At 60.0% G+C, this 26,230-nt stretch carries 21 protein-coding genes; 3 read left to right on the forward strand and 18 right to left on the reverse strand.

Annotated features, from left to right (window positions below):
* Positions 1-34: 34 nt before the first annotated feature.
* The 9 genes from hutH to OYW20_RS02500 all read right to left on the reverse strand — a co-directional run bounded on the left by hutH (position 35) and on the right by OYW20_RS02500 (position 10,294).
* Positions 35-1,570, reverse strand: a complete 1,536-nt coding sequence (gene hutH / locus OYW20_RS02460) for a histidine ammonia-lyase (protein ID WP_268801018.1) — start codon at positions 1,568-1,570, stop codon at positions 35-37.
* Positions 1,571-1,581: 11 nt separating this feature from the next.
* Positions 1,582-3,207, reverse strand: a complete 1,626-nt coding sequence (locus tag OYW20_RS02465) for an HAL/PAL/TAL family ammonia-lyase (RefSeq protein WP_268799155.1) — start codon at positions 3,205-3,207, stop codon at positions 1,582-1,584.
* Positions 3,208-3,221: 14 nt separating this feature from the next.
* On the reverse strand, positions 3,222-4,076 hold the full coding sequence (locus OYW20_RS02470; RefSeq protein ID WP_268799156.1) for a quaternary amine ABC transporter ATP-binding protein: 855 nt from the start codon (positions 4,074-4,076) through the stop codon (positions 3,222-3,224).
* Positions 4,073-4,924 carry an ABC transporter permease gene (locus OYW20_RS02475; RefSeq protein WP_268799157.1) on the reverse strand — a complete coding sequence of 284 codons (852 nt, stop codon included), beginning with the start codon at positions 4,922-4,924 and terminating at the stop codon, positions 4,073-4,075. Before OYW20_RS02475 ends, OYW20_RS02470 begins: the two co-directional genes overlap by 4 nt.
* A gap of 187 nt (positions 4,925-5,111) precedes the next feature.
* Positions 5,112-6,080, reverse strand: coding sequence for an ABC transporter substrate-binding protein (locus OYW20_RS02480; RefSeq protein WP_268799158.1), 969 nt, complete (start codon positions 6,078-6,080; stop codon positions 5,112-5,114).
* A 205-nt stretch (positions 6,081-6,285) separates the two neighbouring features.
* Positions 6,286-8,019: a urocanate hydratase gene (hutU, locus tag OYW20_RS02485; RefSeq protein ID WP_408005455.1), complete on the reverse strand. Its 1,734-nt coding sequence runs from the start codon at positions 8,017-8,019 to the stop codon at positions 6,286-6,288.
* 350 nt (positions 8,020-8,369) lie between these two features.
* Positions 8,370-9,098 carry an anti-sigma factor gene (locus OYW20_RS02490; protein WP_268799160.1) on the reverse strand — a complete coding sequence of 243 codons (729 nt, stop codon included), beginning with the start codon at positions 9,096-9,098 and terminating at the stop codon, positions 8,370-8,372.
* Positions 9,095-9,661 carry a sigma-70 family RNA polymerase sigma factor gene (locus OYW20_RS02495; RefSeq protein ID WP_268801019.1) on the reverse strand — a complete coding sequence of 189 codons (567 nt, stop codon included), beginning with the start codon at positions 9,659-9,661 and terminating at the stop codon, positions 9,095-9,097. Before OYW20_RS02495 ends, OYW20_RS02490 begins: the two co-directional genes overlap by 4 nt.
* Before the next feature lie 102 nt (positions 9,662-9,763).
* Positions 9,764-10,294, reverse strand: a complete 531-nt coding sequence (locus OYW20_RS02500; RefSeq protein WP_268799161.1) for a DUF3455 domain-containing protein — start codon at positions 10,292-10,294, stop codon at positions 9,764-9,766.
* A 260-nt stretch (positions 10,295-10,554) separates the two neighbouring features.
* On the opposite strand from OYW20_RS02500, the gene OYW20_RS02505 reads away from it, so the two are divergent.
* A complete protein-coding gene (locus OYW20_RS02505; RefSeq protein WP_408005495.1) occupies positions 10,555-11,262 on the forward strand; it encodes a substrate-binding periplasmic protein in 708 nt (235 codons plus the stop codon).
* Between the two features lie 89 nt (positions 11,263-11,351).
* Here OYW20_RS02505 and nhaA read toward each other — a convergent pair whose 3' ends face one another.
* Genes nhaA through hutC form a run of 3 tightly spaced genes read right to left on the reverse strand, consistent with a single transcriptional unit; the run spans position 11,352 to position 13,946 of the window.
* Complete coding sequence (gene nhaA / locus OYW20_RS02510) at positions 11,352-12,527, reverse strand: Na+/H+ antiporter NhaA (RefSeq protein ID WP_268799163.1); 1,176 nt, start codon at positions 12,525-12,527, stop codon at positions 11,352-11,354.
* A 49-nt stretch (positions 12,528-12,576) separates the two neighbouring features.
* Positions 12,577-13,170, reverse strand: coding sequence for a HutD/Ves family protein (locus OYW20_RS02515; RefSeq protein ID WP_268799164.1), 594 nt, complete (start codon positions 13,168-13,170; stop codon positions 12,577-12,579).
* Complete coding sequence (hutC, locus tag OYW20_RS02520; RefSeq protein ID WP_268799165.1) at positions 13,167-13,946, reverse strand: histidine utilization repressor; 780 nt, start codon at positions 13,944-13,946, stop codon at positions 13,167-13,169. Before hutC ends, OYW20_RS02515 begins: the two co-directional genes overlap by 4 nt.
* Positions 13,947-14,058: 112 nt before the next feature.
* Between hutC and OYW20_RS02525 the strand changes: the two genes are divergently transcribed.
* The gene (locus tag OYW20_RS02525) at positions 14,059-15,423 is read left to right on the forward strand and encodes a formimidoylglutamate deiminase (RefSeq protein WP_268799166.1); all 1,365 of its coding nucleotides are present in this window, start codon (positions 14,059-14,061) and stop codon (positions 15,421-15,423) included.
* Positions 15,424-15,567: 144 nt separating this feature from the next.
* Here the strand turns inward: OYW20_RS02525 and OYW20_RS02530 are convergent, their stop codons facing one another.
* From OYW20_RS02530 to OYW20_RS02555, 6 genes are all read right to left on the reverse strand, one after another.
* Positions 15,568-16,155: a lipocalin family protein gene (locus OYW20_RS02530; RefSeq protein WP_408005456.1), complete on the reverse strand. Its 588-nt coding sequence runs from the start codon at positions 16,153-16,155 to the stop codon at positions 15,568-15,570.
* Positions 16,152-16,406 (reverse strand): hypothetical protein, encoded by a 255-nt coding sequence (locus tag OYW20_RS02535; protein WP_268799167.1) that lies wholly within the window; start codon positions 16,404-16,406, stop codon positions 16,152-16,154. Before OYW20_RS02535 ends, OYW20_RS02530 begins: the two co-directional genes overlap by 4 nt.
* Before the next feature lie 315 nt (positions 16,407-16,721).
* Positions 16,722-17,732, reverse strand: coding sequence for a class 1 fructose-bisphosphatase (locus tag OYW20_RS02540; RefSeq protein WP_268799168.1), 1,011 nt, complete (start codon positions 17,730-17,732; stop codon positions 16,722-16,724).
* 167 nt (positions 17,733-17,899) lie between these two features.
* A complete protein-coding gene (locus tag OYW20_RS02545) occupies positions 17,900-19,279 on the reverse strand; it encodes a DUF3999 domain-containing protein (RefSeq protein WP_268799169.1) in 1,380 nt (459 codons plus the stop codon).
* On the reverse strand, positions 19,276-22,137 hold the full coding sequence (locus OYW20_RS02550) for a DUF2339 domain-containing protein (RefSeq protein WP_268799170.1): 2,862 nt from the start codon (positions 22,135-22,137) through the stop codon (positions 19,276-19,278). Before OYW20_RS02550 ends, OYW20_RS02545 begins: the two co-directional genes overlap by 4 nt.
* 295 nt (positions 22,138-22,432) lie before the next feature.
* Complete coding sequence (locus OYW20_RS02555) at positions 22,433-24,916, reverse strand: glycogen/starch/alpha-glucan phosphorylase (RefSeq protein WP_268799171.1); 2,484 nt, start codon at positions 24,914-24,916, stop codon at positions 22,433-22,435.
* Positions 24,917-25,215: 299 nt separating this feature from the next.
* Between OYW20_RS02555 and pip the strand changes: the two genes are divergently transcribed.
* Positions 25,216-26,187: a prolyl aminopeptidase gene (gene pip / locus OYW20_RS02560; protein ID WP_268799172.1), complete on the forward strand. Its 972-nt coding sequence runs from the start codon at positions 25,216-25,218 to the stop codon at positions 26,185-26,187.
* Positions 26,188-26,230 lie beyond the last annotated feature (43 nt).

Genomic DNA, 26,230 nt, shown 5'->3' on the forward strand with positions numbered 1-26,230 from the left:
TCAACGACAGACCCATCCTGGCCTGTCCGAGCATTCAAAGGCTTGGAAGCAGGTCCGCAGGTGCCAGGGCATTCAGGCATTGTGAAGCGAGCAACTGGATGGCCGCGTCGATGTCCGGCGCGAAGAAGCGGTCCTTCTCATAGAACGGCACCTGAGCGCGCAAGGCGGCACGGGCTTTTTCCAGCTTGATCGAGGTTTTTAGCCCGTTGCGCAGGTCCAGGCCCTGGCACGCGGCGAGCCATTCTACGGCAAGAACGCCACGGGTGTTTTCTGCCATTTCCCATAAGCGCTTGCCGGCCGCCGGCGCCATCGACACGTGGTCTTCCTGGTTGGCCGAAGTCGGGATGCTGTCGACGCTGTGCGGGTGCGCCAACGCCTTGTTCTCGCTGGCCAGCGCCGCAGCGGTGACCTGCGCGATCATGAAGCCTGAGTTCACGCCGCCATTGGCCACCAGGAACGGCGGCAGCTGAGACATGTGCTTGTCCATCATCAGTGAAATGCGACGCTCGCTCAGCGACCCGATTTCTGCCAGTGCCAAGGCCAGATTGTCAGCGGCCATTGCCACCGGTTCGGCGTGGAAGTTACCGCCGGAGATCACCTCACCCTCAGCCGCAAACACCAGTGGGTTGTCCGAAACAGCGTTGGCTTCGACCGCCAGCACGTCGGCGGCCTGACGCAGCTGCGTCAGACAGGCGCCCATGACTTGCGGTTGGCAACGCAGGGAGTATGGGTCTTGCACTTTGTCGCAGTCTCGATGGGAGTCGGACACTTCGCTGCCGTCGCCAAGCAAATCGCGATACGCCGCCGCTGCATCGATCTGACCACGTTGACCGCGTGCCGCGTGGATGCGCGCATCAAAGGGCGAGCGCGAACCAAGCACCGCTTCAACCGTCAACGCGCCACAGGCCAAAGCACCGGCGAATAAATCTTCACCTTCAAACAGGCCACGCAAGGCGTAAGCAGTCGACACCTGCGTGCCGTTGAGCAACGCCAGGCCCTCTTTTGCCGCCAGTGTCAGCGGTTCAAGCCCGGCAATCGCCAATGCTTCTGCCGCGTTCAGCCATTGGCCGTTGTGGCGTGCCTTGCCTTCGCCGAGCAGTACCAGTGACATGTGCGCCAGTGGTGCCAGGTCGCCGGATGCGCCGACCGAACCCTTGAGCGGAATGTGCGGATAGACCTCGGCGTTGATCAGTGCGATCAACGCGTTGATCACCTTGCGACGGATGCCGGAAAAGCCTCGGCTCAGGCTGTTGACCTTGAGCACCATGATCAGGCGCACCAGTTCGTCGCTGATCGGCTGGCCAACGCCTGCCGCATGGGAAAGCACCAGCGAGCGCTGCAGACTTTCCAGGTCGGCGCTGGCGATGCGTGTTGAAGCCAGCAGCCCGAAACCGGTGTTGATGCCGTAAGCGGTGCGGTTCTCGGCAAGGATCTGCTCGACGCAGGCGACGCTGTCTTCGATCTGCTGGTCGGCGCTGCTGTCCAGGCTCAGGGTCACAGGCTGCTGATAGATCGCGCGCAGTTGCGCCAGGGTCAGTTGGCCGGGGATCAGGTTCAGTGTGGTCGCCAGTGTTGAATCGGTCACGATGCTACTCCTTCGTTAATGTCGGTCGGGCGCCCTGAGCTGGCTCCTGCTTGCCCTGCACTGTTGGTGCTCGGAGCCCGACTGCTGATTGATGATTGTCCGTGGCAGGCGCGGAAAATCGTTTGAAGTGATTCTTCGTTTTTGAGCAGGGTCACGCTGCTGGCGATATCAGGCGCCAGCCAGCGGTCCTCGTCATAAGCGGGCACACGTTCGCGCAGCAATTGCCAGGCGATGTCGGTGCCAACGCCGAAACGCTGCTCCTTGAAAAATTCGAACGCCTGGGCCGCCAGCAGATACTCGATGGCAAGGATCTGCGTGACGTTTTCCAGCACTTTGTGCAGCTTCAGTGCAGCGCTGGTGCCCATGCTCAGGTGGTCTTCCTGAAGGCCGGAGGTGACGTAGTTGTCGATCACCGCAGGTTGCGCCAACTGGCGATTTTCGGCGCACAGCGAGGCGGCGACGTATTGCACAATCATCATTCCCGAGTTGACCCCCGGCTGGGTGACCAGAAACGCCGGCAAGCCGCTGACAGCGGGGTTGATCAGACGGTCCAGGCGGCGCTCGGCTATCGAACCCAGCTCTGCCATCGCAATCGCCAGCAGGTCCGCCGCCATCGCCACTGACTGCCCGTGCGGGTTGGCTTGCGACACCACGCGATAAGCCTCGGGCGTGCCAAGCAGCAACGGGTTATCGGTGGCCGAGTTCAGTTCGATTTCGATCTGTCGGGTGGCGTGAGCCAACTGGTCACGCGTGGCGCCGTGCACCTGCGGAATCGAGCGGATGCTGAGCGCATCCTGCGTGCGAATGCCTTTGCTCAGCTCAAGCACTTCGCTGCCCGCCAACAAGCCGCGCAGGTTTCTGCCGACCTGTTGCATGCCCGGATGGGCTTTGAGGCCGATGATGGTTTCATCGAATGCGTCGAGCTGGCCGCGCAGCGCTTCAAAGGTCATGGCGCCGATGATGTCGGCCCACTGCGTCAGCCGTTGAACGTCGGCAATCGCCAGGCAGCTGAGGCCGGTCATGCACGGGGTGCCGTTGACCAGGCAAAGCCCGTCTTTGGCGCCCAGCACCACAGGCGAAAAACTTTCTTCGCTCAATGCCTGTAGCGCCGAAATGACCTGCCCGCGATAGCTCACCTGACCGACGCCCAGCAACGCGACCCCAATGTGCGCCATGTGGGTCAGATAGCCCACCGAACCTTGTGAGGGCACCTGCGGGGTAATCCGATGGTTGAGCAACGCCAACAGGGCTTCGACGACCTGCCGATGAATGCCGGATTTACCCTGGCTGTAATTGATGATCGCGGCGCAGGTAATGGCGCGAGTCTGTTCATCGGGCAACGGTAAACCGACGCCGCACGCGTGGCTGAGCAAGGTGTTGCGTGACAGCCGGCTCAGTTGCTCGCCTTCCAGCAGCACGTTGCACAACCCGCCCAGCCCGGTGTTGACGCCATAGGCGCGCTCGCCGCTGACGACGATGCGCTGGACGATACCTTGCGCATTGTCGATGCGCGCCCAGGCGTTGGGCGACAGTTCAAGCCGCGCACCGTGACGGGCGACCGCAACGACGTCCTGCCAACCCAAAGGGGCATCACCGATGATGATCTGCTCAGCTCGCGACATGACTGCAACGGTCCTTAAAGGGTGGCCACGCGGCGCTGCACGAAACGATCAACGTATTCGTCGGCGGGTGAGTAGAGGATTTCCTTTGGCGTCCCGACCTGGATCAACTTGCCGTCCTTGAGGATGGCGATGCGATTGCCGATGCGCACGGCTTCGTCGAGGTCGTGGGTGATGAAGACGATGGTTTTCTTCAGCGCCGATTGCAGCTCCAGCAACTGGTCCTGCATCTCGGCGCGGATCAAGGGGTCGAGAGCGCTGAACGCCTCATCCATCAGGATGATGTCGGTGTCCGCCGCCAGTGCCCGAGCCAGACCCACACGCTGGCGCATGCCGCCGGAAAGCTGATGCGGGTATTTGTTTTCATAGCCCTTGAGGCCCACGGTGGTGATCCAGTGCTGGGCACGCTCGTCGCACACGGCCTTGGTTTCGCCGCGTACTTTCAGGCCGTAGGACACGTTGTCCGCCACGGTCTTGTGCGGCAGCAGACCGAAGCTCTGAAACACCATGCTGATCTTGTGCCGACGGAAGTTGCGCAGCGCCTCCATGTCGTAGGTGAGGATGTCTTCGCCGTCGACCAGAATCTGGCCGCTGGTAGGATCGATCAGCCGGTTGAAGTGGCGCACCAGTGTGGATTTGCCTGAGCCTGAAAGGCCCATGATCACAAAGATCTCGCCGGCGGCGATGGACAGCGACAAGTCGTTCACACCCACCACGCAGCCCGTCTCAGCCAGCACCTGATCTTTGGACTTTTGCTGCTGGACCATGCTCAGCGCGTCTTTGTAGCGGTTGCCGAAGATCTTGTAGACGTTTTTGACGACGATCTTGTTCGGCGTATCGCCGTGTGGCGTATTGAATTCAGCGCTGGTCATTTGTTGGCCTCATGCCGTGGTCGGCCATAGGCCTGCGTGATGCGGTCGATCACCACCGCGAGGATCACGATCGCCAGACCGGCTTCAAGGCCGCGTCCGACGTTCAGCGTTTGAATGCCGATCAGCACGTCTTCACCCAGGCCGCGAGCGCCGATCATCGAGGCAATCACCACCATCGACAGCGCCATCATCGTGGTCTGGTTGATACCGGCCATGATGCTCGGCAGGGCCAGCGGCAGTTGCACGCCGAACAGTTGCTGCCAGCGATTGGCGCCGAACGCGTTGATCGCCTCCATCACCTCGCCATCCACCTGCCGAATGCCCAGATCCGTCAGGCGGATCAGCGGCGGCGCGGCGTAAATGACGGTGGCGAAGATCGCCGGTACTTTGCCCAGGCCAAAGAGCATCAACACCGGGATCAGATACACGAAGCTCGGCATCGTTTGCATGATGTCGAGTAGCGGCATCAGCACCGAACGCAGGCGGTTGCTGCGCGCCGAAAGAATGCCCAGCGGAATGCCGATCAGCACCGAAATGAAGGTCGCGACCAGCATCAGCGCCAGGGTTTGCATCAGCTTGTCCCACAGGCCGACTGCGCCCACCAGGAACAGCAAACCGACAATCACCGCCGTGGTGGTGAATTTGCGGGTGGCGTGCCAGGCGATGCCGCCCACGATGGCCAGCAACAGCCACCATGGTGCGATGCGCAGCAGGCCTTCGAGTTTGACGATGGCCCACAGCAGCGTGTCGGAGATGTGCCGGAACACGTCGCCGTAATTGGTGACCAGCTTGTCGACCCAGTCGTTGACCCAATTGGCGATGGAAAACGTAAAGCTCTCGGGGAACATAAGGTGCTCTCGATCTGTGATGTATTGCGCTCAACCTATGTAGGAGTGTGGCTCGTCCCGCGATCTGCCGCGAAGCGGCAGTCAAATCAGGCGGTGCAATACGTCTGACACACCGGATTCGCGGGGTTTACGGCCGGTTCCCGACCGATCGCGGGACAAGCCACGCTCCTACAGACAGTGCTGCCATTCAGAGCGAAGCATCCACCTTCTTCGCTGCGTCTTCGCTCACCCACTGGTGCCAGATTTCAGGGTGTTCCTTGAGGAAGATCTTCGCCAGTTTCGGCGACTCGATGCGTTCCTTTGTCATGCGCGCCAGGTTCTGGTTCAGCAAATCGATAGGGATGTTGGCTTTCTCCATCACGGCTACCAGTTCAGGCGCCTGGTCGTGGAATGCTTTAGACAGGCCGACCTTGATGTCGATGGTCTTGTTCACGCCGGCTTTTTCTTCCAGGCGCACCATGTCCACTTGCCCCATCAGCGGTGTCGGCGACCAGTAATACGCAAGGATCGGCTCGCCACGCTTGTAGCTCGACAAAATCGCTGCATCCAGCGCCGGGCCGGTGCCTGGGCGGAAGTTGGTGTATTTGTCTTCCAGGCCATAGCTTTTCAGCATTTCGCTGTTCTCAAGCTCGCAGGTCCAGCCCGCCGGGCAGTTGTAGAAGCGGCCTTTTTCTGGCTCTTCGGCGTCTTTGAACAGAGACGCGTATTTGGCCAGGTCGCTGATCGACTTCAAGTCCGGGGCCTTGGCTTCCAGCTTGCGTTTGGCGTCGCCTTCGATCACGTAGCGCGGCACGTACCAGCCTTCGATGGCGCCTTTGACGGGTGCGCCGACGCCGACGACTTTTCCGGCTTTTTCAGCTTTGTTCCAGACTTCGCTGCGGCCGACCCACTCCTCGGCGAAGACTTGAATGTCGTTGGTGCTCAGGGCGTTTTCCATGGTGATGGAGTTGCCCGGCAGGCTGTCGACTTCGCAGCCGTATCCGGTTTTCAGAATGTCTTGCAGCACGTCGGTCAGCAGCATCGCGCTTTCCCAGTTCAGACCGGCGAATTTCACCGGTTTACCGGATTCGCACCACCCGGCCGCCTGGCTAGCGCCTGCCCCGGTCAACAAGCCTGCGCATAGCAATGTGGATAACAGGGCCTTTTTGGTTTTCATTGTGTGACGCTCCGGATCTTGAAATGGATGACTGCCCCTGACCAGTCTTCAAGACAGGGGGCTTGCTCTGAGCCGCATTCGGACGATAAGGCTCTGTGAAACGCTGCAACGCTGATTGTGACACCGCTATCGCGAGCAAACTCCCTCCCAAAAAAAACGCTGATCCGTTTACCGCCGCAGGGGTAAACGGATCAGCAGCGTTTGGTTAGCCGGTGATCATCGGCAGGTTAAGGCCCTGCTCTTTGGCGCAGTCGATTGCGATCTGGTAGCCCGCGTCTGCGTGGCGCATCACGCCGGTTGCCGGATCGTTGTGCAGCACGCGCGCGATACGCTCGGCCGCTTCATCGGTACCGTCACACACGATGACCATCCCCGAATGCTGCGAAAAGCCCATGCCGACGCCGCCACCGTGGTGCAACGACACCCACGTCGCGCCGCTGGCGGTATTGAGCAGGGCGTTGAGCAGTGGCCAGTCGGAGACGGCGTCTGAGCCGTCCTGCATCGACTCGGTTTCGCGGTTCGGGCTGGCGACCGAGCCCGAATCCAGGTGATCGCGACCGATGACCACCGGCGCCGACAGCTCGCCGCTGCGCACCATTTCATTGAAGGCCAGGCCAAGTTTGGCGCGCTGGCCCAGACCGACCCAGCAGATACGCGCCGGCAGGCCCTGAAACGCAATGCGTTCACGCGCCATTTCCAGCCAGTTGTGCAGGTGTGCGTCGTCCGGAATCAGCTCTTTGACTTTTGCGTCTGTCTTGTAGATGTCTTGGGGGTCGCCTGACAGCGCTGCCCAGCGGAAGGGGCCTACGCCACGGCAGAACAGTGGACGAATGTACGCGGGGACGAATCCTGGGAAATCGAACGCGTTGTCAACGCCCACTTCTTTAGCCATCTGACGGATGTTGTTGCCGTAATCGAAGGTCGGGATGCCCATTTTCTGGAACGCCAGCATCGCTTCGACGTGCTCGGCCATCGACTGCTTTGCGGCTTTTACGACGGCGGCGGGCTCGCTGGCGGCGCGTTCGCGATACTGCTCCCAGGTCCAGCCCTTCGGCAGGTAGCCATTGAGTGGGTCGTGGGCGCTGGTCTGGTCGGTGACCATGTCCGGGCGTACGCCACGGCGAACCATTTCCGGGAGGATTTCTGCCGCGTTGCCACACAAGGCGATGGAAATCGCCTTGCCTTCGGATGTGTACTTGGCGATTCGGGCCAGCGCGTCGTCCAGATCCGTGGCTTGTTCGTCGACGTAACGGGTTTTCAGTCGGAAATCGATTCGGCTCTGCTGGCATTCGATGTTCAGCGAGCATGCGCCCGCCATGCCAGCGGCCAGAGGCTGTGCGCCGCCCATGCCGCCCAGACCTGCGGTCAGCACCCACTTGCCCTTGAGGTCGCCGTTGTAATGTTGGCGTCCGGCTTCAACGAAGGTTTCGTAAGTGCCCTGAACGATGCCCTGGCTGCCGATGTAGATCCAGCTACCCGCTGTCATCTGGCCGTACATGGCCAGGCCTTTTGCATCGAGTTCGTTGAAGTGCTCCCAACTCGCCCAGTGCGGCACGAGGTTGGAGTTGGCGATGAGCACGCGAGGGGCGTTGGTGTGGGTCTTGAATACGCCGACCGGTTTGCCGGATTGCACCAGCAGGGTCTCGTCGTCGTTCAGGTGGGTGAGGCTTTCGACGATTTTGTCGTAGCACTCCCAGTTGCGTGCTGCCCGGCCGATACCGCCGTAGACCACCAACTCATTCGGGTTCTCGGCGACGTCCGGATCCAGGTTGTTCATCAACATCCGCAACGGCGCTTCGGTCATCCAGCTCTTGGCAGTGAGTGTGGTACCACGAGCAGCGCGGATTTCGACGTCGCGGCGTTTGGTCCATTGCGGGGTATTGTTCTCAGTAGTCACGTAGCAATCCTCGATGATCGATCCAGACCGGCCCAGGCACATGGGCGAACGGTGCCTGCGGCGAACAGGCGGAACAGGTAGTTGGTAGCGCCTCGCCGGGATGACTTTAGCAGCTCGCATCAGCGCGATGGACGTCACTCGTGCGTACCCATCTTTACTTGTACATACAAGCATATGCAAGCGAGAGACCAACTTCATCATGACAGCCGAAAAGACCGTTTCATCTTGACGGGGCAAGGCTTTCAGCGGGAGGAGGGCATTCGTTGTTCCTGCATTCGACGCACAGGCTGCTGACGGGGATGTTACTTTTCAGGGCGTCGCGCTCCATGGCAGTGCGCGCAGTAACAGCCCGTTACGTGCAATCACGTCGGTCGGTGCCGACGTGGTACGGATCAAATGACCTTCACCGCGCGACCAATCGCCTGAATAGGGCCGGTCGGTTTACCCGTCGGCGAACCGGTTGTGGTCTCCAGAGTCAGCTCGAACAGTTGGTTTGCTTGAAGCTTGGGAAGCTTGTCCAGGGGCACTTTCAGCACTTGGCCAGGCTTGACCAAACCCAGCGATACCGGGCCTTTCCAGTCATCGCCCTTGGTCCAGAATTGCAGCGCCTTGTCCTGTGGGACGTCGGCCATGCCCAGCGGAATCAGCTGTATCTCACGCGAATCGCTGGTTTGAATGACCCAACCGGGGGCTTTGTCCTGCGGCGCAACCAGAACCACCAGATAGGAAGGCGCTGGTGGCGAGGCCATTTGCGTGACCAGTGCGATCCCCAGCACTAAAGAGGCGGCCAGTCCCATGCCGGTCAGACCGCGCCAGACGGCAAGGTTGTCCCACCAGCGCGATGTTGAGTTCGGCCTGGTCCCGCGTATTGGGGGTTCGAAAGCGTCGACGCTGCGCTCGATACGTCCCCATAAGTGAGGGGAGGGCGTTTGGGGTTGCGCCAGTCGGGTGAGGTCGAGCAAGCGCTCTTCCCATTCATCGACCGCTGCCTGTAGCGCAGGCTCATGTGGCAAACGCAGTTCTACGGCCTTGCGCTGTTGAGTTGATAAGGTGCCGAGCACGTACTCGCCCGCAAGGGTTTGCAGGTCAGGATCACGGGCATTGCCTGGGGTATAGTTCATCCAATGCACTCCCGCAAGGCGGCGAGGCTACGTTTGATCCAGGCTTTGACGGTGCCCAATGGAGCACCAATCTTGCTGGCGATTTCCTGATGCGAGTAACCGTCGACATAGGCGTGGAACACACAGTTGCGGCGTACGGGTTCGAGCTGCTCAAGGCAATGGTCGATACGACCTGGATTGACTCGCCAGTCGAATGCATCTTGGGTGTCTTGCCAGCCTTCCAGTGTCGCTGGCAGGTGGCTGTCGTCGACATCCTCTTCATTCATCGGCACTTCGCGTGCCTGGTTACGCACGGAGTTGAGCGCCAGATGCCGCGCGATGCTGAACACCCAGCCTCGTGCGGAGCCCCGGCTTTGATCGAAACTGCTCGCCCGGGTCCAGACCTTGATGAAGGCGTCATGTACGATGTCTTCCGCCAACGCCGTGTCGCGCACAATGCGCTGCACCACGCCCAGCAGTCGTGAGCCTTCCTGTTCATAAAGCCGCTGCAGCGCCTGCCGTTCGCCACGGGCGCAGGCATGCAAGGCAGCTTCGTAATCAAACGGATTCTGGTGCGCGGACAAATCGATCAGCCGTGAAGAGAAAGCGCTTTCCCCAATCAATCACCGGGGATCCCGCGCAGGAGCATAGACCAGTTCCTGCGTCAGGATAAGGAGTCACTTCTGTCAGTTAGCGGCCCAGAAGATGTAGTCCGCTTGGTACTTGACCACTTCCTTCGCGCCTTTATTGGCGGCGGCACACACGGTGGCAGGGGCAACACCGCCTTTGAGTGCAACGCGCTGAATGTACGCAACGCCGCTCATGGCGCCTTTGCCTTCAGCCGGGTTGGCCTTGACCAACTGATACGGCAGGTTGCCAGCGCTGGAAGGCGCTACAGCCAACTGTGTGCCTGTTACTTTCGAGCCGTCTTTGGCTTCCCAGGTCGCAGGTGGGCCGTAATAGGTGCCGACTTGTTTGCCGCTGCGGTCGTTAAGTACCGCTTTGGGCCCGACAAATACCCATTCGGTTTCATTGGCGTTGGTCGCTTTGGCACGGCACTCGTAGGTGATTTCACCCACGCCCGTGGTCTCCATGCTGACTTTGTGTCCGGCAGGGACTTTGATGGTGTCAGGCAGATCAGCTTGGGCAAATGCTGAGGTTGCGCAGGTCAAAGCCAGGGCACTGGCAGTCAGGCAGAAGCGTTTTTTAGCGTTCATGGGTGGTTCTCCTGATGGGTTATCCGTCTGCAGCAAAGGGCTGCTATCTGTACTACCCGCCAGGAAAGGATCTGGATGCAGTGAGTGGAAAATAAATTTAGAGAGGCGCTGGGCTCTGTACGACCGCATCATCACCTGATGCCCTCAACGTCTATACTTGTTCGGCCGTCTTGATCAGGTCCACCCTCGACTACCGTACAGTCCATCAGGCAGAAGACTTGAAAAATCTGACCCTCCCCGCAGTTCTGCTTTTTCTATCGATGTGCTCTCTCGCCAGGGCTGACCAGTACCAACTCGTTACGGAAGAGTGGGCGCCTTATAACTATTCGCAGAACGATCAACTCACCGGGATGACGACGGAGATCGTTCGGGCGATTATGGCGTTGACCGGGGATGACTTTGACGTGGTGGTGCTGCCCAGTATGCGAAGCTCTCGGGTATTGAAAACCCGGCCCAAAACAATACTGTTTTCGATGTTCCGTAATACGGAGCGGGAGGCGCTTTACAAGTGGGTCGGTCCGATTGTGGAGGAGTCGATTTATCCCTATCAGTTGTTCAGTTCCAAGGATCCGGTGAATTCTCTGGAGCAACTGCTGCACGCGCCGCGCATCACCACGCGTAATGCTGGCCTGATACCCGAGGTACTGCAGTCCAAAGGCTTCACCAACCTGGATAAAAGCGCCACGAGCAGCCTGCAGCTTTACCGCATGATGCTGGCCGGGCGTACTGAGCTCATCGTCGGCGACACCGCTGCGGGGGTTGCTTATTACAGCCGGCAGTTGAATATCGCCCCCGGTATGTTGCGGCAGGTGCCCGTTGAGCTCTATCGCTCATCGTTGTATATCGCGTTCAGTCTCGACTCGGAAGACCACGTGGTAGCGGCTTGGACCAGTGCCTTGGAGCAACTGCGTCAGTCGGGTGAGTTGGCGCGGATCCAGCGTCGGTATGACCAGCCTTCCAGGCAGTGACAAAATCACTTATCGGGCCATGTCGGGGCTGGTCCTTTAGATAAAGGTCGAGCGGATTTGAATGCAGAGCAGCGCGTCAAGGCCCTGTATCAGTGCCTTGCCATCTTGCTGCGCAGCAACAGCACCCCAAAAATGGCCGACAGTATCGAGCCGATCAGCACGCCGACCTTCACTTCATCGATCAAGTGCGCTTGACCGGGGAAGGCCAGGTTGCCGATGAACAGGCTCATGGTGAAGCCAATCCCGCACAACAATGCGACGCCGTACAGCTGCGCCCAATTGCTGCCTTCGGGCAACACTGCAACGCCTGCGCGAATGGCCACGACGGCTGCGAGGAACACGCCAATCTGCTTGCCCACGAACAACCCCAACGCGACGCCCAGCGGCACCGGGTCGAGCAGGTTGCCCAGCGTGATGCCCGACAACGACACCCCCGCGTTGGCGAAGCCGAAGATCGGGACCACGGCGAACGCCACCCAGTAATGCATCTTCTCCTCGAGAAACAGCAGCGGTGAGCGCGCTTCTTCTTCTGGCTTGCCCAAGGGAATACACAGCGCCAGCGCGACGCCCGCCAGGGTTGCGTGGACGCCTGATTGCAAGACGAAAAACCACAGCAGCAGACCGAGCAGCAAGTACGGCAGTAGACGCCGAACCCCCATGCGGTTCATCACGATCAGCACCGCGAGGGTGGCAAAAGAGGCCAGCAGCATCGGCATGTTCAGGCCGGTGCTGTAGAACAGCGCGATGATCGTGACGGCGCCGAGGTCGTCAAGAATCGCCAGCGCCGCGAGAAAGACTTTCAGCGAGGTGGGCACACGTTTGCCGAGTAATGACAGCACCCCAAGGGCGAACGCGATATCGGTGGCCGCAGGAATGGCCCAGCCGCCGAGGGTTTCGGGGTTACCCCAGTTGACCGCAAGGTAAATGAGCGCGGGGACCAGCATGCCGCCTGCCGCTGCGAAACCGGGCAGCGCACGCTGACTCCAGCTCGACAGACCGCCCGCCAGCACTTCGCGTTTGATTTCCAGGCCGACCATCAAAAAGAAGATCGCCATCAAGCCATCATTGATCCACAGCTCGATCGACAAACCACCCCACACGCTGTGCAACGCCGCGAAGTAGCCGGGCGCAAGTGGCGAGTTGGCGACAATGATCGCGGCCAGCGCAGCACCCATCAGCACCAGTCCGCCAGCCGATTCGGAAGCGAGGAAACTGGCCATGATGGCGATGGCTCTTGGGGTTTCTTTTTTGTTGAGCGTGTTCATGAATACGATGACGTCCTTGTGGGCGGGTGGCTTTATGTGAGCGCGCTAATCAGATCGCAGTCAGTTCAATCACGCAGCAGCGGCTTGCACGCGGGGCATACACCACCATCTCCAGCAATGCGCCGTTTGGATTGTCCAGTTGCAGGCAGTCATATTTTTCAAGCAGTTGAGGCGGGTGTTCGGCGGCATTGATCGCAACTTGCTCAGCGGCGCTGAACAACAGAAATACGCTGGCCGAGGTGAAGAAGCGTTGTGGGAGCAGCACGTCGATCCATTGCAGCCTCGCGCGATAACGCATGGGGGCGTAGATCAGATTGAAATCACGGATCGGACCGTCCAGCAAGGCGCACGAAACCTGACTGTCGCCACTGAACGCAAACGGATCGGAGGGCAGCAGCGCTTCGCTGAGCGTGCCGTCGATGTTCAGCGTCATGCCTGCGCCTTGCAGCACCGTGATGATTCGCTGGTAACCGGCAAACGTCGAAAAGCCTCCTGATTGCTCAATGTCAGCAATCGACAGACGCCAGCCGAAGCCATCGAGGCCTTCGCTTGCGTCGCGGGTAATCTCCTCGGTGCTGCCACCCCCGTTTTTCCACGGCATACGTGGATAGTCGGCTGCGCGTAAGACGCTGAGACCGGTCATTTGCTGAAACGTCCTTCGAGGCGATGACGCGAGCCGGGGTGGATCAAGCGTGCGGCAGTGACTGGCGTGCGGCCGGACCAGGTGCGGCGGCGGATCATCAGGCAGGGCTCGCCTTTTTCGATCTGCAGCAATTCACATTCATTGGCGTCCGCGAGAATGGCTTCGACCACATGTTCGCCCTCGGTCAGAGGTGCGACGTTCGACAGATAGGCGTAAGGGGTTTGCTGGGTGAAATCCTGTTGCAAATAGTCCGGGGCGACTGCGGCGTTGACGAAGCGGTCCTCGATTTGCACGGGGATGTCGTTTTCAAAATGCACGATCAATGAGTGGAACACCCGCTGACCTTCGCGCATGTCCAGCGCCAGCGCGCGCTCCGAGCCGGCGGCCTCTTCACACAGGATGATGACCTTGCAGCTGTGACGGTGGCCGCGTGAGGCGATTTCGTCAGCGATGTTATGCACTTCAAAGAGCGCTGATTGGGTCTTTGGCTCGGCGACAAAGGTGCCGACGCCCTGCATGCGCACCAGCAGGCCTTCGGCGGTCATCTCCCGCAACGCGCGGTTGATGGTCATGCGGCTGAAGCCGAGCTGCGTCACCAGTTCGCTTTCGGAAGGCACGCGGTGATGCGGCGGCCAGGTGCCGTTGGCGATTTGCTGGTTGATCATCTGCTTGACCCGCGCATACAGCGGCGCCGGACTATCACCCATCTGGGCGGCCAGCGGAGAGATGGCAGGCGGAGTCGGCACAGGGAAATCCTTGTTTGGCGTGATGATCATCGATGGCGCTCACGCTAACCATTAACGTGGCTGACGACAAGCGCGACGCAGTTTACCGGCCAGGTAAACGTCTGTATATGTATAGACAATTTGACGCGAGGGGTGCAAAACGATGTCCGTTTTCTTTGCTGAGCGCGCGCTGCTGCCCATCGGCTGGGCGAGCAATGTGCGTTTCGACGTCAGCCCGCAAGGCATGCTGACGAACGTGCAGGCTGGCGCCGAGCGCGATGGCGCCGAGCTGATGAACGGCCCCGTGGTGCCGGGCATGCCCAATCTGCACTCCCACGCCTTTCAGCGCGCAATGGCCGGGCTGGCAGAAGTGGCAGACAACCCTGATGACAGCTTCTGGACCTGGCGTGACTTGATGTACCGCCTGGTCGGTCAGATCAGTCCAGAGCAACTGGGCATCATCGCTCGTCAGCTGTACATCGAGATGCTCAAGGGCGGGTATACCTCAGTCGCTGAATTTCATTACGTGCATCAAGACACCAGCGGCAAACCCTACGCCGACCCCGCCGAGCTGGCACTGCGCATTAGCGCCGCAGCGAGTTCAGTAGGCATCGGGCTGACCTTGCTGCCAGTGCTTTACAGCCATGCAGGTTTTGGTGGGCAAGCGCCCAGCGACGGCCAACGTCGCTTCATTCACAGCACCGACAGTTACCTCAACCTGCAAGCCAGCCTGCGTTCGGTGATCGACACGCAACCTGCCCAGGCGCTTGGGCTGTGTTTTCACTCTTTACGAGCCGTCACGCCGCAGCAGATCGCCGATGTGCTGGCGGCTGGCGACACGCAATGCCCTGTGCATATCCACATCGCCGAGCAGCAAAAAGAAGTCGAGGATTGCCTGAGCTGGAGCGGTCGCAGGCCGCTGCAATGGCTCTATGAAAACGTTGAAGTCGATCAGCGCTGGTGCCTGGTGCATGCCACCCACGCCGAGGCGGATGAAGTCGCGATGATGGCGAGCAGTCGGGCCGTGGCAGGGCTGTGTCTGACCACCGAGGCCAACCTTGGCGACGGCATATTTCCGGCAGTGGACTACATTGCGCAGGGCGGGCGCTGGGGGATTGGTTCTGACAGCCATGTTTCCTTGAGCGTGGTCGAGGAGCTGCGGTGGCTCGAATACGGTCAGCGCTTGCGTGACCAAAAGCGCAACCGGCTGTATCGCAGCGATCAACCGATGGTTGGCCGCACGTTGTATGACGCGGCGCTGGCGGGCGGTGCACAGGCGATGGGGCAGGCGGTAGGCGCGCTGGAGGTTGGCAAGCGCGCCGATTGGTTGGTGCTCGACGGCAATGATCCGTATCTGGCCACTGCAGCGGGGGACGGGATTCTCAACCGCTGGCTGTTTGCAGGCGGTGATCGGCAGATTCGTGACGTGATGGTCAACGGTCGCTGGGTGATCAGCGAAGGCCGACATGCCGATGAGGAAGAAAGTAGCCGTGCGTTTGCGCAGGTGCTGCGGCAGATGCTGGGTTAAGCCGAGGTATCACTCTAAGCGCGTTGCTGTAGGAGCGAATTCATTGGCGAGACGTACTGAAGGGGTCCCCCCCGGAATACGTCTCGCCAACAAGTTGGCCCCTTGTACAGAAGGTCGGCGCGGCGTCACTCTGCAGGCGCGAATTTATTCGCGTGATGCCTTTGCGATCTTGGAGTCATCTACACGCCAGATCAGCTTGGTGGTGTCATAACCTTGCTGTTGCGCTTTGGTCAGCAGCTCGTTTTTGGTTTGTTCTGACACGTGCGCAGTCCTGGACAGCAACCACATGTATTTGCGGTCCGGATTGCCAACCAGCGCTGTCTTGTATCCGTCGCCGAGGTAGAGCACCCAATAGTCACCCTTCGCTACACCCGGCAGTAGTCGCGAGAACCAGTTATCAAACTCCACCCACAGCTTGTCGGTCTTGCCGGGTACTTGTGGCGACGCCGTCCCAGTTGCCTCTTCCCACTTGCCTTCTATCGTGCGGCAGCGGTTGGTCACAGCGATGTTGCCGTCGTCCTTGAGCTTGTACTGGGCCTCGGACTGCGCGCAGTTGCGCTGGAAAAACATCGGCATGCGCGCCAGTTCGTACCAGGTGCCCTGATAACGTTTCAGGTCAACGTGGTCGACCGTTCGCGGGGGCATGGAATCACCTCCGGAGGATGCGCAGCCAGCCATCAACAAGGCCGCGAACGCCAGCGCACCTAACTTCACTGAGTGGCGGATCTTCATTCGAGGCCCTGAGCAGAAAAGAGAACAACTTTGTCGGCGGCATATTGAACGCTGATGAAGCTCTTTTGATCGCCCCATGTGCAACTCGACATGCCCAATGCGCCTGAGCATTCAGTCGGGCTGCCCAGCAATCTCTCAACGTCGGCCTTGGGCATGCCCGCCGAGATTTTTGAATAGTGTTCTTGATTGATCTTGCTGCAGGCTGCCAGCAAAACGCAGAACGACAACAATGCAAGAGAGCGCAATGACATGAGTGAAGCTCCTGAAACGGAAGGGGGAAGACGTCACAGCGTTCGTCCATGACGCAAGACGCTGGCACTGTTCCGAAAGCTTAGAAGATAAAGAGGGAACTCGGTTCCTTGACGGGGATGTCGATGGATCCTGCGGGGTAATTGATTGAGCAACAGCACCAGTGCCAACCCGCCTGGTGGACCTTCGATCCATCAGGACAGACCGCCACCAGTGCCTGCTCTCCCAGACCACCGAAACAGCTTTGCGTGTCGGTGTCCTGGGGCTTTGTTGCCAATTCACGCTTGCCCCTGGCTGCGCAGGGGCGAGTCAGAGTTTCAGCCTTTGTGGTACGAGGTGGCGCGCTCGACTTCTTCTTTCGAACCCAGGAACACCGCAACACGCTGGTGCAGGCCTTCTGGCTGAATGTCGAGAATGCGCTGATGACCGTCGGTGGACGCGCCACCCGCTTGCTCAACCAGGAACGACATCGGGTTGGCTTCGTACATCAAACGCAGCTTGCCCGGTTTGGAAGGCTCGCGGCTGTCACGCGGATACATGAACAGACCGCCACGCGTCAGGATGCGGTGCACATCGCCCACCATCGCTGCGACCCAACGCATGTTGTAGTTCTTTTTCAGCGGACCGTCTTCGCCAGCCAGCAGCTCGTCGACGTAGCGTTTTACCGGCGCTTCCCAGTGACGCTGGTTGGAAATGTTGACCGCGAACTCCTGAGTGGACTCCGGGATCTTGATGTCTTCGTGGGTCAGGACGAAGCTGCCCATTTCGCGGTCCAGGGTGAAGCCTTTCACGCCATCGCCCAAGGTCAGTACCAGCATGGTCTGCGGACCGTAGATGGCATAACCGGCAGCCACTTGCTCGGTGCCTGGCTGCAGGAAGGCCTTTTCATTCAGGGCTTCGTTCTGGCTCAGGTATTGGTTCGGGCAACGCAGCACGGAGAAGATGGTGCCAACCGGTGCGTTGATGTCGATGTTCGAGGAGCCATCCAATGGGTCGAACACCAGGAGATAGGCGCCTTTCGGGTATTTGCCCGGGATCTGGTAGGCGTTGTCCATTTCTTCGGACGCCATGCCGGCCAGGTGACCGCCCCATTCGTTGGCTTCGAGCAGGATTTCATTGGAAATCACGTCGAGCTTCTTCTGCACTTCGCCTTGCACGTTCTCGGTGCCCATGCTGCCGAGAACGCCGCCCAGTGCGCCTTTGGAGACGGCGTGGCTGATTTCCTTGCATGCGCGCGCGACCACTTCGATAAGGAAGCGCAGATCGGCAGGCGTGTTGTTGCTGCGGGTCTGCTCAATCAAATAGCGACTCAGGGTAACGCGGGACATGGAGAGCTCCGAAGAAGGGATTGGAAAACGCGCACAGTTTAGCGCGAGTCATGACGTAATACTGCCTGTCAGACCGGGTTGCGGGCCATTGAGTTCACGTCGCCCCTGAGCGCAGGCGCAAAACGCCATAATCTTGCGCGGTTCGCGGCAGCGGTAACGTTTCAGCCTCAACGACTTTTTTTCGATGCGCTCAGCGTACTCAGTGCCATCCAGCCCAGGAATATAACGCCGAGCACCAGCACGGCCCAGAGCCCTGCGCGTTTCCAATCGATGCCCTCGGCAATGGCGACGGGTGCGGGACTGGCAGTGACGGGCGTGGACGCAAGGGTGGCAGTGCCGAGGGTCGCGAGTGTCTGCTCGGTCATGCCCGGGATAAGTGTCGGGAGCGGCAGGTTGGCGCCTGGCACCGAGTCATTGCCCAACGCCAAGCTATAGGGCGGAGCGCCACGGCCCAGAAACACCAACTGCGTGGCGCGCACGGCCACGCTCAATTCCGGTGATTGAGGCCCTAGCCCACCGCCGCGCTCGTCGACCTCCAGCTTCAATTGTTGAAGCACATCGCCGGGCAACTCCATCTCGTCCTGAGCCACGTCCTGGCCATTCTGCGTCAGTCGGTACAGCAAGCCATCGCTGATCAGCCGCCATGACGACTTATTGTCGCGCCGCCCGTACAGCATTGCGGGCGCCAGGCTGTTGGCCTGCTCAATGTTGATTTTCATGCGCTCGATGGGCAATGCCACCGGCAACTGCCAGACATAAACGCCCGGAGCCTCGACGCGACCTTTGACCGCCGCAGACCAACTGAGCGGCAGTATTCCGGGACGCGTCACAAGGATCTGCGCGGAGGTCAATGTGGGGGCGGATTGCGGGGTGTTCCACAGCAGACGCAGGTAACGTGCTGTCCGGCCGGGCAGCGACACCTCGCGCTGCTCCACCACTTCGTCGGCAAAGGAAAGGCGTGCAACCTGACCTTCGCCCCAGCGCTGCCAATGCTGCAAGTCGTCGCTGGCTTCGATGGTGAAGCGCTGAAACCCTTCGCGTTCGGTGGACCAGTCGATGATTAACTGATCCAGCGGGGCATTGATCGCGCTGGTGTCGAGCAGCCAGCCGCGCAGGATTTCTTCGCCGGCCTCTATCTCACCCTGTGGCTGCACCTCGACCAGCGTTCCGTTGGGCGTGCGTTCGACACGGATGGCCGGCTCGACGTCCCTGGCGTCGTCGCGGTTGTACAGCGGGAACCATTTGACCGACACCGGCTGCTCGTTCTCGACCCGCTGCGGTGCTGTGAACGTCAGCGCATAAGGTTGCGCCTGACCGTCCGCGTTGAAGACTCGTACATCATTTAGGTTGCCCTGATGGGCGTTCAACTGCACCGACAGCGGCAGCTCCAGCCGATACCACGGTCCGTTGCCGCTGAGCGTCAGCGGTGTCTGGCTGGCGAAATCATCCGGCAGGTCTTCGGCGCAGGCCAGCAGTGCGGCGCACAACAGGGAGACGAACACAGCGGCCTTGGCAATGAACTGACAGCTCAACAACGCCTTCCTCATGAGCGGGCCGACCCCTCGGCAGGCGCCTCGGGTGAAGAGGGCGACGTAAGGGTTTTAGGCGGAAGTGGCGCGAAATATCCCACTACAAGCAGCAGAATGCCAACGCCGATAAACGAAACGATTCGCTCCAGGCCGCCCTGATCGCTGAGCTCGATCAGGAACAACTTGGCGACCACAATGCCGATCAAAGCAGCACCCGCCAGCCAGATGTGCCGTCGGGCGCGCAGGTGGCCGCCGATCATGAGGGCCAGTGCCATGAGCGTCCAGACGATGGAAAGGCCGGCCTGTACACGCATCGACGACAGCAGGGCCTCGGTCTCCCACGCCACGCCTGTCCAATGGTGCACGGTGCGCATGACCGTTGCAGTGACCAGCGCGAACAGCGAGACGCCCGCAGCGATCAGTACCCGTTTGCGCGCAGCATCGAGGGGCACACCCAACTGCGGCAGATGGCTGCGTGCCCACAGGCAAACCCCCGTCAACGTCAGCAGCAGGCCCAGCTCCAGCGGATTGATCAACGGGACGTAAGGCAGCGGATCGGCGGCGCCATCGCTCACGGCATTGGCCACCCAAAACCACGTCAGCATCAGCGCTGCCAATGGCGCTGCCGCCCAGACACGATAGGCTTTCGGGTAGTCGCGAACCGGCCATCGCCCAGTGCGCGGCGACGTCATTGCCAGCAGGTAAAGGCTTGGCAGCAAAGCCCAGCCGAGCCAGCGCCAGGCGTTGTAATGCTCCGACAATTGCAGCAAGGCGTAGCGTAATTCCAGCGACAGCACGGCGATGATCAGCCAGCAGCCGAGTACATGGGCGATATTCAACTGTCTGCCGGGGATCAGGCTCGCCAACTGACGCAGCGACCACGCATGCGCCGCGAACACGGCCAGCCAGCCAAGCCAGCCCCAGTCAGCAGCCGGGTTGTAACGCGGGTCGAAAATCTCTGCCAGCAGCAGCGCGCCACTCAAGGGGGTGAGTAATGTGCAGAGCTGTGCCAACCCCGGCCAGCGAAGGCGCAACGTGATCAGCGTCCACAGCCCGACGGTGATCGCGCCCAGCGTCAGCAGGAACGGAATACCCGCAGCCCCCGGTACGAAGTGAGTCGACATGGCCAGCGCAACCGCCCACCAAAGTGCGCCCCACAGCAGTAACGCGGGTTGCAGGATGCGCGCGCTTACCCAGCGTAAGGCTCCAATTGAATAAACCATCCAGGCGCTGACCAGCCCGGCGACGGAGATCAGCAACGGTGTCCAGAAGTCACCGTGATCGAAGGTCGGATCGAACCAGGTGTTGATCACCCCAAAGAAGGAAACCCCGGCGCCCGCTTGCAGCAGCAGACCGAAACCGCGTGCCAGCACCCTGTCCTGACGCATGCCCAGCCAGAACACCGCCGCGCCTTCGATGGCCCAGGCAACTGTCGTCCATTGCGCATCAAGCCCGAGCGGTATCGCCAGGGTAGCGAATACGACACCCAGCGCCAGACAGGTTTCAACCAGCAACAATGCACGGCCCGGCGCACGTCCGGTCAGGACGCGAGCAATGAGCAGGTAAAGGACGCCCAACGCCAATGCGCTGAAGGCAGCGCCAAACGCAAGATGCTCGACCAGCGCGTATTGCAGGCCGAACCCTGCGATGGGGGTACCGAACAAAAGGCTGCCGTCGACGTATGAACCCTGCCTGGCGGACCAGCGAAGCAACGCCTCGCGGCTGTCATCCTCAGGCCCCGTTTCGTGTGCCTGAAGAGTGCGCATTGCAAACAGCAGTCCGATGGCCAGGTACATCAGGAAGAACAGCACCAGAAACGGTTCGGTGCTCCAGAACAACTCTGCGGTGTAGGCCTTGAGGCCCCACGCGAAACCAATGCCGAAGGTGCCCAAGAAGCCGATGAGGTTCAGAGGGCGCCAGGCCTTGAACCACGCAATGGCGAAGATGCCAGCGTTCAGCAGTGCGAAGTAGCTGAACAGCGCAACGTGGCTGCCTTCGCCGGTCGATGTCAGCAACGGCGCCGCGAAACCGCCGAGCGCGGCCACGCACGCCAGCGCCAGCGAGTTCTGCGTCACGGCCAGCGTGGCAGAGAACACCGTGACAGCGACCAGCAGACTGAACGCCATGCCCGGGCCCATCAGTGCGTGCAGCTTCATTGACGCGAACACTGTCAGGTACAACACGGCAATGCCGGTGCCTTGCATCATCAGAGCAAATGCCGGATTGCGCTGACGCAGCCACCATCCCAGCCCCAGCAATGCCAAAGCGCTCGCCGCCACGCTTGCATAACGGGCTTCGACCGGAACGATCATGCCTTCCGTGGCGTAGCGCAGTAAAAACGCCAAGCCCAGAAACAGCAGCACCACGCCAACGCGAAGCACTGTGTTGCCGCCCAAAAGCCAGTCTTTCGCCCGCAGCAAAGCTGTGTCGAATACGTTGGGTGTGTGCGGGGGTTGAGTGGCCGAGGGGCCTGACTGTCCGGCCGGCTGCGGCCTGCGCCATTCGGAATCGCCCTCGTTGGCAAGCGACGGTTGTTCGACGTCGGGCAAGTCCCAGATTAGCTCCGGGCCATCTGTGCTGACGCTTTGAATGTTGAGAGGCGTGGGCAGGGGAACTGAAGCGGAGGCGGTTTGGGCAGTATCCAGGGGCGGATCGGGGGCGACGTCTGACGCGTCGAGCCTCTGCTGCAGCGATTTCAGCGCCGCTTGCATCTGCGCCAGTTGTTCCTGGTGCGCGGCAGTGCGTTTGCTCAGCGCCGACATTCGTACAGTCAGGCCTGTGGCCAAACCGAGCAGGGCGCCCAAAGCTGCGCCCGTCAGCGTTTCATCAAGAAACACACCTATGAGCAAACCCGCCAGCATCAGAATCCATTGCACGCGACGACATCCTTACCCAGCCAGTGACGGCGATGGTGGGAGTATATCGGGCGTACACCGGGATGAAACATTTTGTGGCGGTATTAGAACGTAGTCTCGCTCGCAGGCAAGCTGGAATGGAATGCCGGCGACTCTGCAACTGCATAAATAGATGAGTAGTGATTTTGTAGGCGCTGACGAGTCTGAGCGAAGCCGCAGTGCGGTCTAAATGACTCACCGCAATGACAGCCTCACCCGACCCCATCGTCTCTACAAGCCAATTACGCCGCAGAGTTTGTGGCGCGCATCAGCGACTTCAATCCAGCGCTTTCCAGATATCGGTCGCATACTCCCGGATGGTCCGGTCCGAAGAGAACCAGCCCATGCGTGAGGTGTTGAGCACCGCTGAACGCCACCATTCCTCAGGCTTGTGCCAGTGCGCTTCGACCTTGGCCTGTGCGTGCCAGTAAGACTCGAAGTCCGCGCAGACAAAGAAACGGTCGTAGGCAATCAACTGGTCTATCAAGCCCGCATAACGGTATGGATCATCCGGCGAGAACACCCCGCCACGAATCGCCTGCAACACATCGTTCAAGCGCCCGGATGCTGCAATGTCTCCATGCGCGTTGAACTCACCAGCATGTTTGCGCGCTTCGACTTCCTGTGCGCTCATGCCGAAAATGAACATGTGCTCCAGGCCCACTTGCTCGCTCATTTCCACGTTCGCGCCGTCCAGCGTGCCAATGGTCAGCGCGCCGTTGAGGCCGAATTTCATGTTGCTGGTGCCGGAGGCTTCAAGCCCTGCGGTGGATATCTGCTCCGACAAATCCGCCGCCGGGATGATGCTTTCGGCCAGGCTGACGTTGTAGTTGGGCATGAACACCACTTTCAACTGACCGCGCAACGTCGGGTCGTTGTTCACGGTCCGTGCGATGTCGTTGGCCAGTTTGATGATCAGCTTGGCCGAGTGATAACTGGCGGCCGCTTTGCCTGCGAAGATTTTCACGCGTGGCGCCCAATTGGTGCTCGGGTCAGCGCGCATCGCCTGATAAAGCGCCACGGTATGGAACAGGTTCAGGAGCTGGCGCTTGTACTCGTGGATGCGCTTGACCTGCACGTCGAACATCGCAGCCGGGTTGACCGTGATGCCCATGCGTTCCTGAATGATCGCGGCCAGCGCGGTCTTGCTCTGCAGGCGCTGCTCGGCAAACTGCTTCTGGAAGGCTGGCTTGTCGGCAAACGGCTCCAGCTTCAGCAGCGCGGTCTCATGGTTGTCGAGCACTTGTTCGCCCAACTCCTTGACCAGCATCGACGTCAGCTCCGGATTGGACTGGAACAGCCAGCGCCGGAAAGTGATGCCGTTGGTTTTGTTGTTAATGCGATCCGGGTGCAGTTTGTGCAACTGCGCAAACACCGTTTTGCGCATCAACTGGGTGTGCAGCGCCGAAACCCCGTTAGTGCTGTGGGAACCGATAAACGCAAGGTTGCCCATGCGCACGCGACGCCCGTTGTCCTCTTCGATCAGCGACACCGCGCGCAGCAGATCGAACAGTTCCGGGTCATCCTTCTGCGACTCGCGAACATGGTCGATGAGCTGGGCGTTGATCATGTAGATGATTTGCATGTGCCGCGGCAACATGCGTTCCATCAGGCCAACTGGCCAGGTTTCCAGCGCCTCAGGCAGCAAAGTGTGGTTAGTGTAGGCCAGTGTGCCGACCGTAATGCGCCAAGCCTCGGCCCATTCGACATCGTGCAGGTCGATCAGAATGCGCATCAACTCGGCCACGGCGATCGAGGGGTGCGTGTCGTTCATCTGAATCGCAGCGTGCTCCGGCAGGCTGTTGATGGTGTAGTCCATGTTCTTGTGCCGACGCAGCAGATCCTGCAACGAGGCAGACACAAAGAAATATTCCTGACGCAGGCGAAGTTCCTGGCCGGCCTCAGTGCTGTCGTTTGGATACAGCACGCGAGAAATACTTTCAGCACGCACCACTTCAGCCACTGCGCCGACATGGTCGCCAGCGTTGAAGCGTTCCAGGTGCAGATTCTCGACCGCCCGCGCCCGCCAGAGGCGCAGGGTGTTCACGGCCTTGCCGCGCCAGCCCACCACCGGGGTGTCGTAGGCAATCGCCCGGACGGTTTCGCCCGCATGCCAGACCTGCCGGGTTTCGCCGGCTGCATCCAGCATCGGTGCGCCGTTGCTGTCGAGCACCGGTTGCACGCTACCGCCGAAGCCAATCTGGTAAATCACCTCTGGGCGTTCGAATTCCCAAGGGTTACCAAAGTCCAGCCAGTTCTCGGTTTGTTCCTGCTGCCAGCCATCGACGATATTCTGGCGGAACAGACCGTGCTCGTAACGAATGCCGTATCCATGACCTGCCACGCCCAGCGTCGACATGCTTTCCATGAAGCATGCGGCCAGACGGCCCAAGCCACCGTTGCCTAAAGCAGCATCGGGTTCCAGTGTGCGGATTTTTTCCAGGTCGACGTTAAGGCCCTTGAGCGCCACGCGTGCGGTTTCAAGAATCCCCAGGTTGCTCAGGCTGTCGAACATCAAACGCCCGATCAGGAACTCCAGGGACAAGTAATAAACGCGTTTCTTTTCCTGCTTGTAGATATATCGGGTGTGATTCATCCAGCGCTCGGCCATCTTGTCCCGTGTCGCAAGGGCAATAGCCATAAACCAGTCATGGTCGAACGCGTGGTCGGGGTCCTTGCCGACGGCGTACTCGAGTTTATTGAGTACAGCTTCACGAAATGCTGCCACTTCAGCGTCACGAACGTTGGGTTCCGGAGACATCGGGTACGACCTCAAGTTGTTTAGACGAGCGAAAGGGGTTGTTTGACTGTAGGGCGTGTCATCCGTTATGTCCTCCAAACGAGGTGAAATATCTGATGAAACGACCCACGCTTCGACTCAGGGAGCGTGTTCTCGTTCGGCCCCGAATTCAATCCACAAACCCCTGCATTGATCGTTCCACTCTTGCTTTGCCGTCGCCAAAGGTGGAAAAAAGCGGTGCATGATCATTAACTCATTCGGGTTTATGATGACCAGCGGCAGACATACAGCAGCCAATGAATTGGACTTGTGGAGCACCTATGCAGACTTTGTACCCGCAGATCAAACCTTATGCCCGGCACGATCTGGCAGTGGAAGAGCCTCATGTCCTTTATGTCGACGAGAGCGGATCGCCCGAAGGTTTGCCAGTGGTTTTCATCCACGGCGGTCCCGGAGCAGGATGCGATGCCCAAAGCCGCCGGTTTTTTGACCCCAATCTTTATCGCATCATCACCTTCGATCAGCGTGGATGTGGTCGCTCCACACCGCACGCAAGTCTTGAAAACAACACCACTTGGCACCTTGTCGAAGACCTGGAGCGCATCCGCAATCACCTTGGCATCGACAAATGGGTGCTGTTTGGCGGCTCGTGGGGTTCAACGTTATCGCTGGCATACGCGCAAACTCACCCTGAGCGGGTCCATGCACTGATTTTGCGCGGCATCTTTTTGTGCCGTCCTCAGGAAATCGAGTGGTTCTATCAAGCGGGTGCCAGCCGTCTGTTCCCCGACTACTGGCAGGATTACCTGGCGCCGATCCCACTGGACGAACGTCATGACCTGCTGGCGGCGTTTCATAAACGTCTTACCGGTAACGATCAGATTGCCCAGATGCATGCGGCAAAAGCCTGGTCAACGTGGGAGGGCAGGACCGCCACATTGCGGCCTAATCCGCTGGTCGTCGACCGCTTCTCCGAGCCCCAGCGCGCCCTCTCTATCGCCCGCATCGAGTGTCATTACTTCACGCATAACGCCTTCCTCGAAGAAAACCAGCTGATTCGCGATATGCCCAGGATCGCGCATCTGCCGGGGATCATCGTTCACGGCCGTTACGATGTGATCTGCCCGCTGGACAATGCCTGGGAGCTCCATCAGGCGTGGCCCAACAGTGAGTTGCAAGTGATTCGTGACGCAGGCCATGCAGCCTCCGAACCCGGTATTACCGACGCGCTGGTCCGGGCGGCAGCACAAGTGGCTCAGCGTTTGCTGGATCTTCCACCAGAAGAGGCGTAACGGCAGTCTGCAGGAGCAGCAACTCTCTGTAGGAGCCAACTTT

The sequence above is a fragment of the Pseudomonas sp. BSw22131 genome, assembly GCF_026810445.1.
GTDB lineage: Bacteria > Pseudomonadota > Gammaproteobacteria > Pseudomonadales > Pseudomonadaceae > Aquipseudomonas > Aquipseudomonas huanghezhanensis.

Excerpts from the sequence above, each read along its gene's own strand:
- nhaA (WP_268799163.1), bottom strand. The coding sequence starts at position 12,527 with ATGAACACGCTCAACAAAAAAGAAACCCCAAGAGCCATCGCCATCATG.
- OYW20_RS02515 (WP_268799164.1), bottom strand. The coding sequence starts at position 13,170 with ATGACCGGTCTCAGCGTCTTACGCGCAGCCGACTATCCACGTATGCCG.
- OYW20_RS02505 (WP_408005495.1), top strand. The coding sequence starts at position 10,555 with ATGTGCTCTCTCGCCAGGGCTGACCAGTACCAACTCGTTACGGAAGAG.
- OYW20_RS02540 (WP_268799168.1), bottom strand. The coding sequence starts at position 17,732 with ATGTCCCGCGTTACCCTGAGTCGCTATTTGATTGAGCAGACCCGCAGC.
- OYW20_RS02500 (WP_268799161.1), bottom strand. The coding sequence starts at position 10,294 with ATGAACGCTAAAAAACGCTTCTGCCTGACTGCCAGTGCCCTGGCTTTG.
- OYW20_RS02545 (WP_268799169.1), bottom strand. The coding sequence starts at position 19,279 with ATGAGGAAGGCGTTGTTGAGCTGTCAGTTCATTGCCAAGGCCGCTGTG.
- OYW20_RS02535 (WP_268799167.1), bottom strand. The coding sequence starts at position 16,406 with ATGTCATTGCGCTCTCTTGCATTGTTGTCGTTCTGCGTTTTGCTGGCA.
- OYW20_RS02525 (WP_268799166.1), top strand. The coding sequence starts at position 14,059 with ATGTCCGTTTTCTTTGCTGAGCGCGCGCTGCTGCCCATCGGCTGGGCG.
- OYW20_RS02480 (WP_268799158.1), bottom strand. The coding sequence starts at position 6,080 with ATGAAAACCAAAAAGGCCCTGTTATCCACATTGCTATGCGCAGGCTTG.
- OYW20_RS02555 (WP_268799171.1), bottom strand. The coding sequence starts at position 24,916 with ATGTCTCCGGAACCCAACGTTCGTGACGCTGAAGTGGCAGCATTTCGT.
- OYW20_RS02465 (WP_268799155.1), bottom strand. The coding sequence starts at position 3,207 with ATGTCGCGAGCTGAGCAGATCATCATCGGTGATGCCCCTTTGGGTTGG.
- hutU (WP_408005455.1), bottom strand. The coding sequence starts at position 8,019 with ATGTGCCTGGGCCGGTCTGGATCGATCATCGAGGATTGCTACGTGACT.
- pip (WP_268799172.1), top strand. The coding sequence starts at position 25,216 with ATGCAGACTTTGTACCCGCAGATCAAACCTTATGCCCGGCACGATCTG.
- OYW20_RS02470 (WP_268799156.1), bottom strand. The coding sequence starts at position 4,076 with ATGACCAGCGCTGAATTCAATACGCCACACGGCGATACGCCGAACAAG.
- OYW20_RS02490 (WP_268799160.1), bottom strand. The coding sequence starts at position 9,098 with ATGAACTATACCCCAGGCAATGCCCGTGATCCTGACCTGCAAACCCTT.
- hutC (WP_268799165.1), bottom strand. The coding sequence starts at position 13,946 with ATGATCATCACGCCAAACAAGGATTTCCCTGTGCCGACTCCGCCTGCC.
- OYW20_RS02475 (WP_268799157.1), bottom strand. The coding sequence starts at position 4,924 with ATGTTCCCCGAGAGCTTTACGTTTTCCATCGCCAATTGGGTCAACGAC.
- OYW20_RS02530 (WP_408005456.1), bottom strand. The coding sequence starts at position 16,155 with ATGAAGATCCGCCACTCAGTGAAGTTAGGTGCGCTGGCGTTCGCGGCC.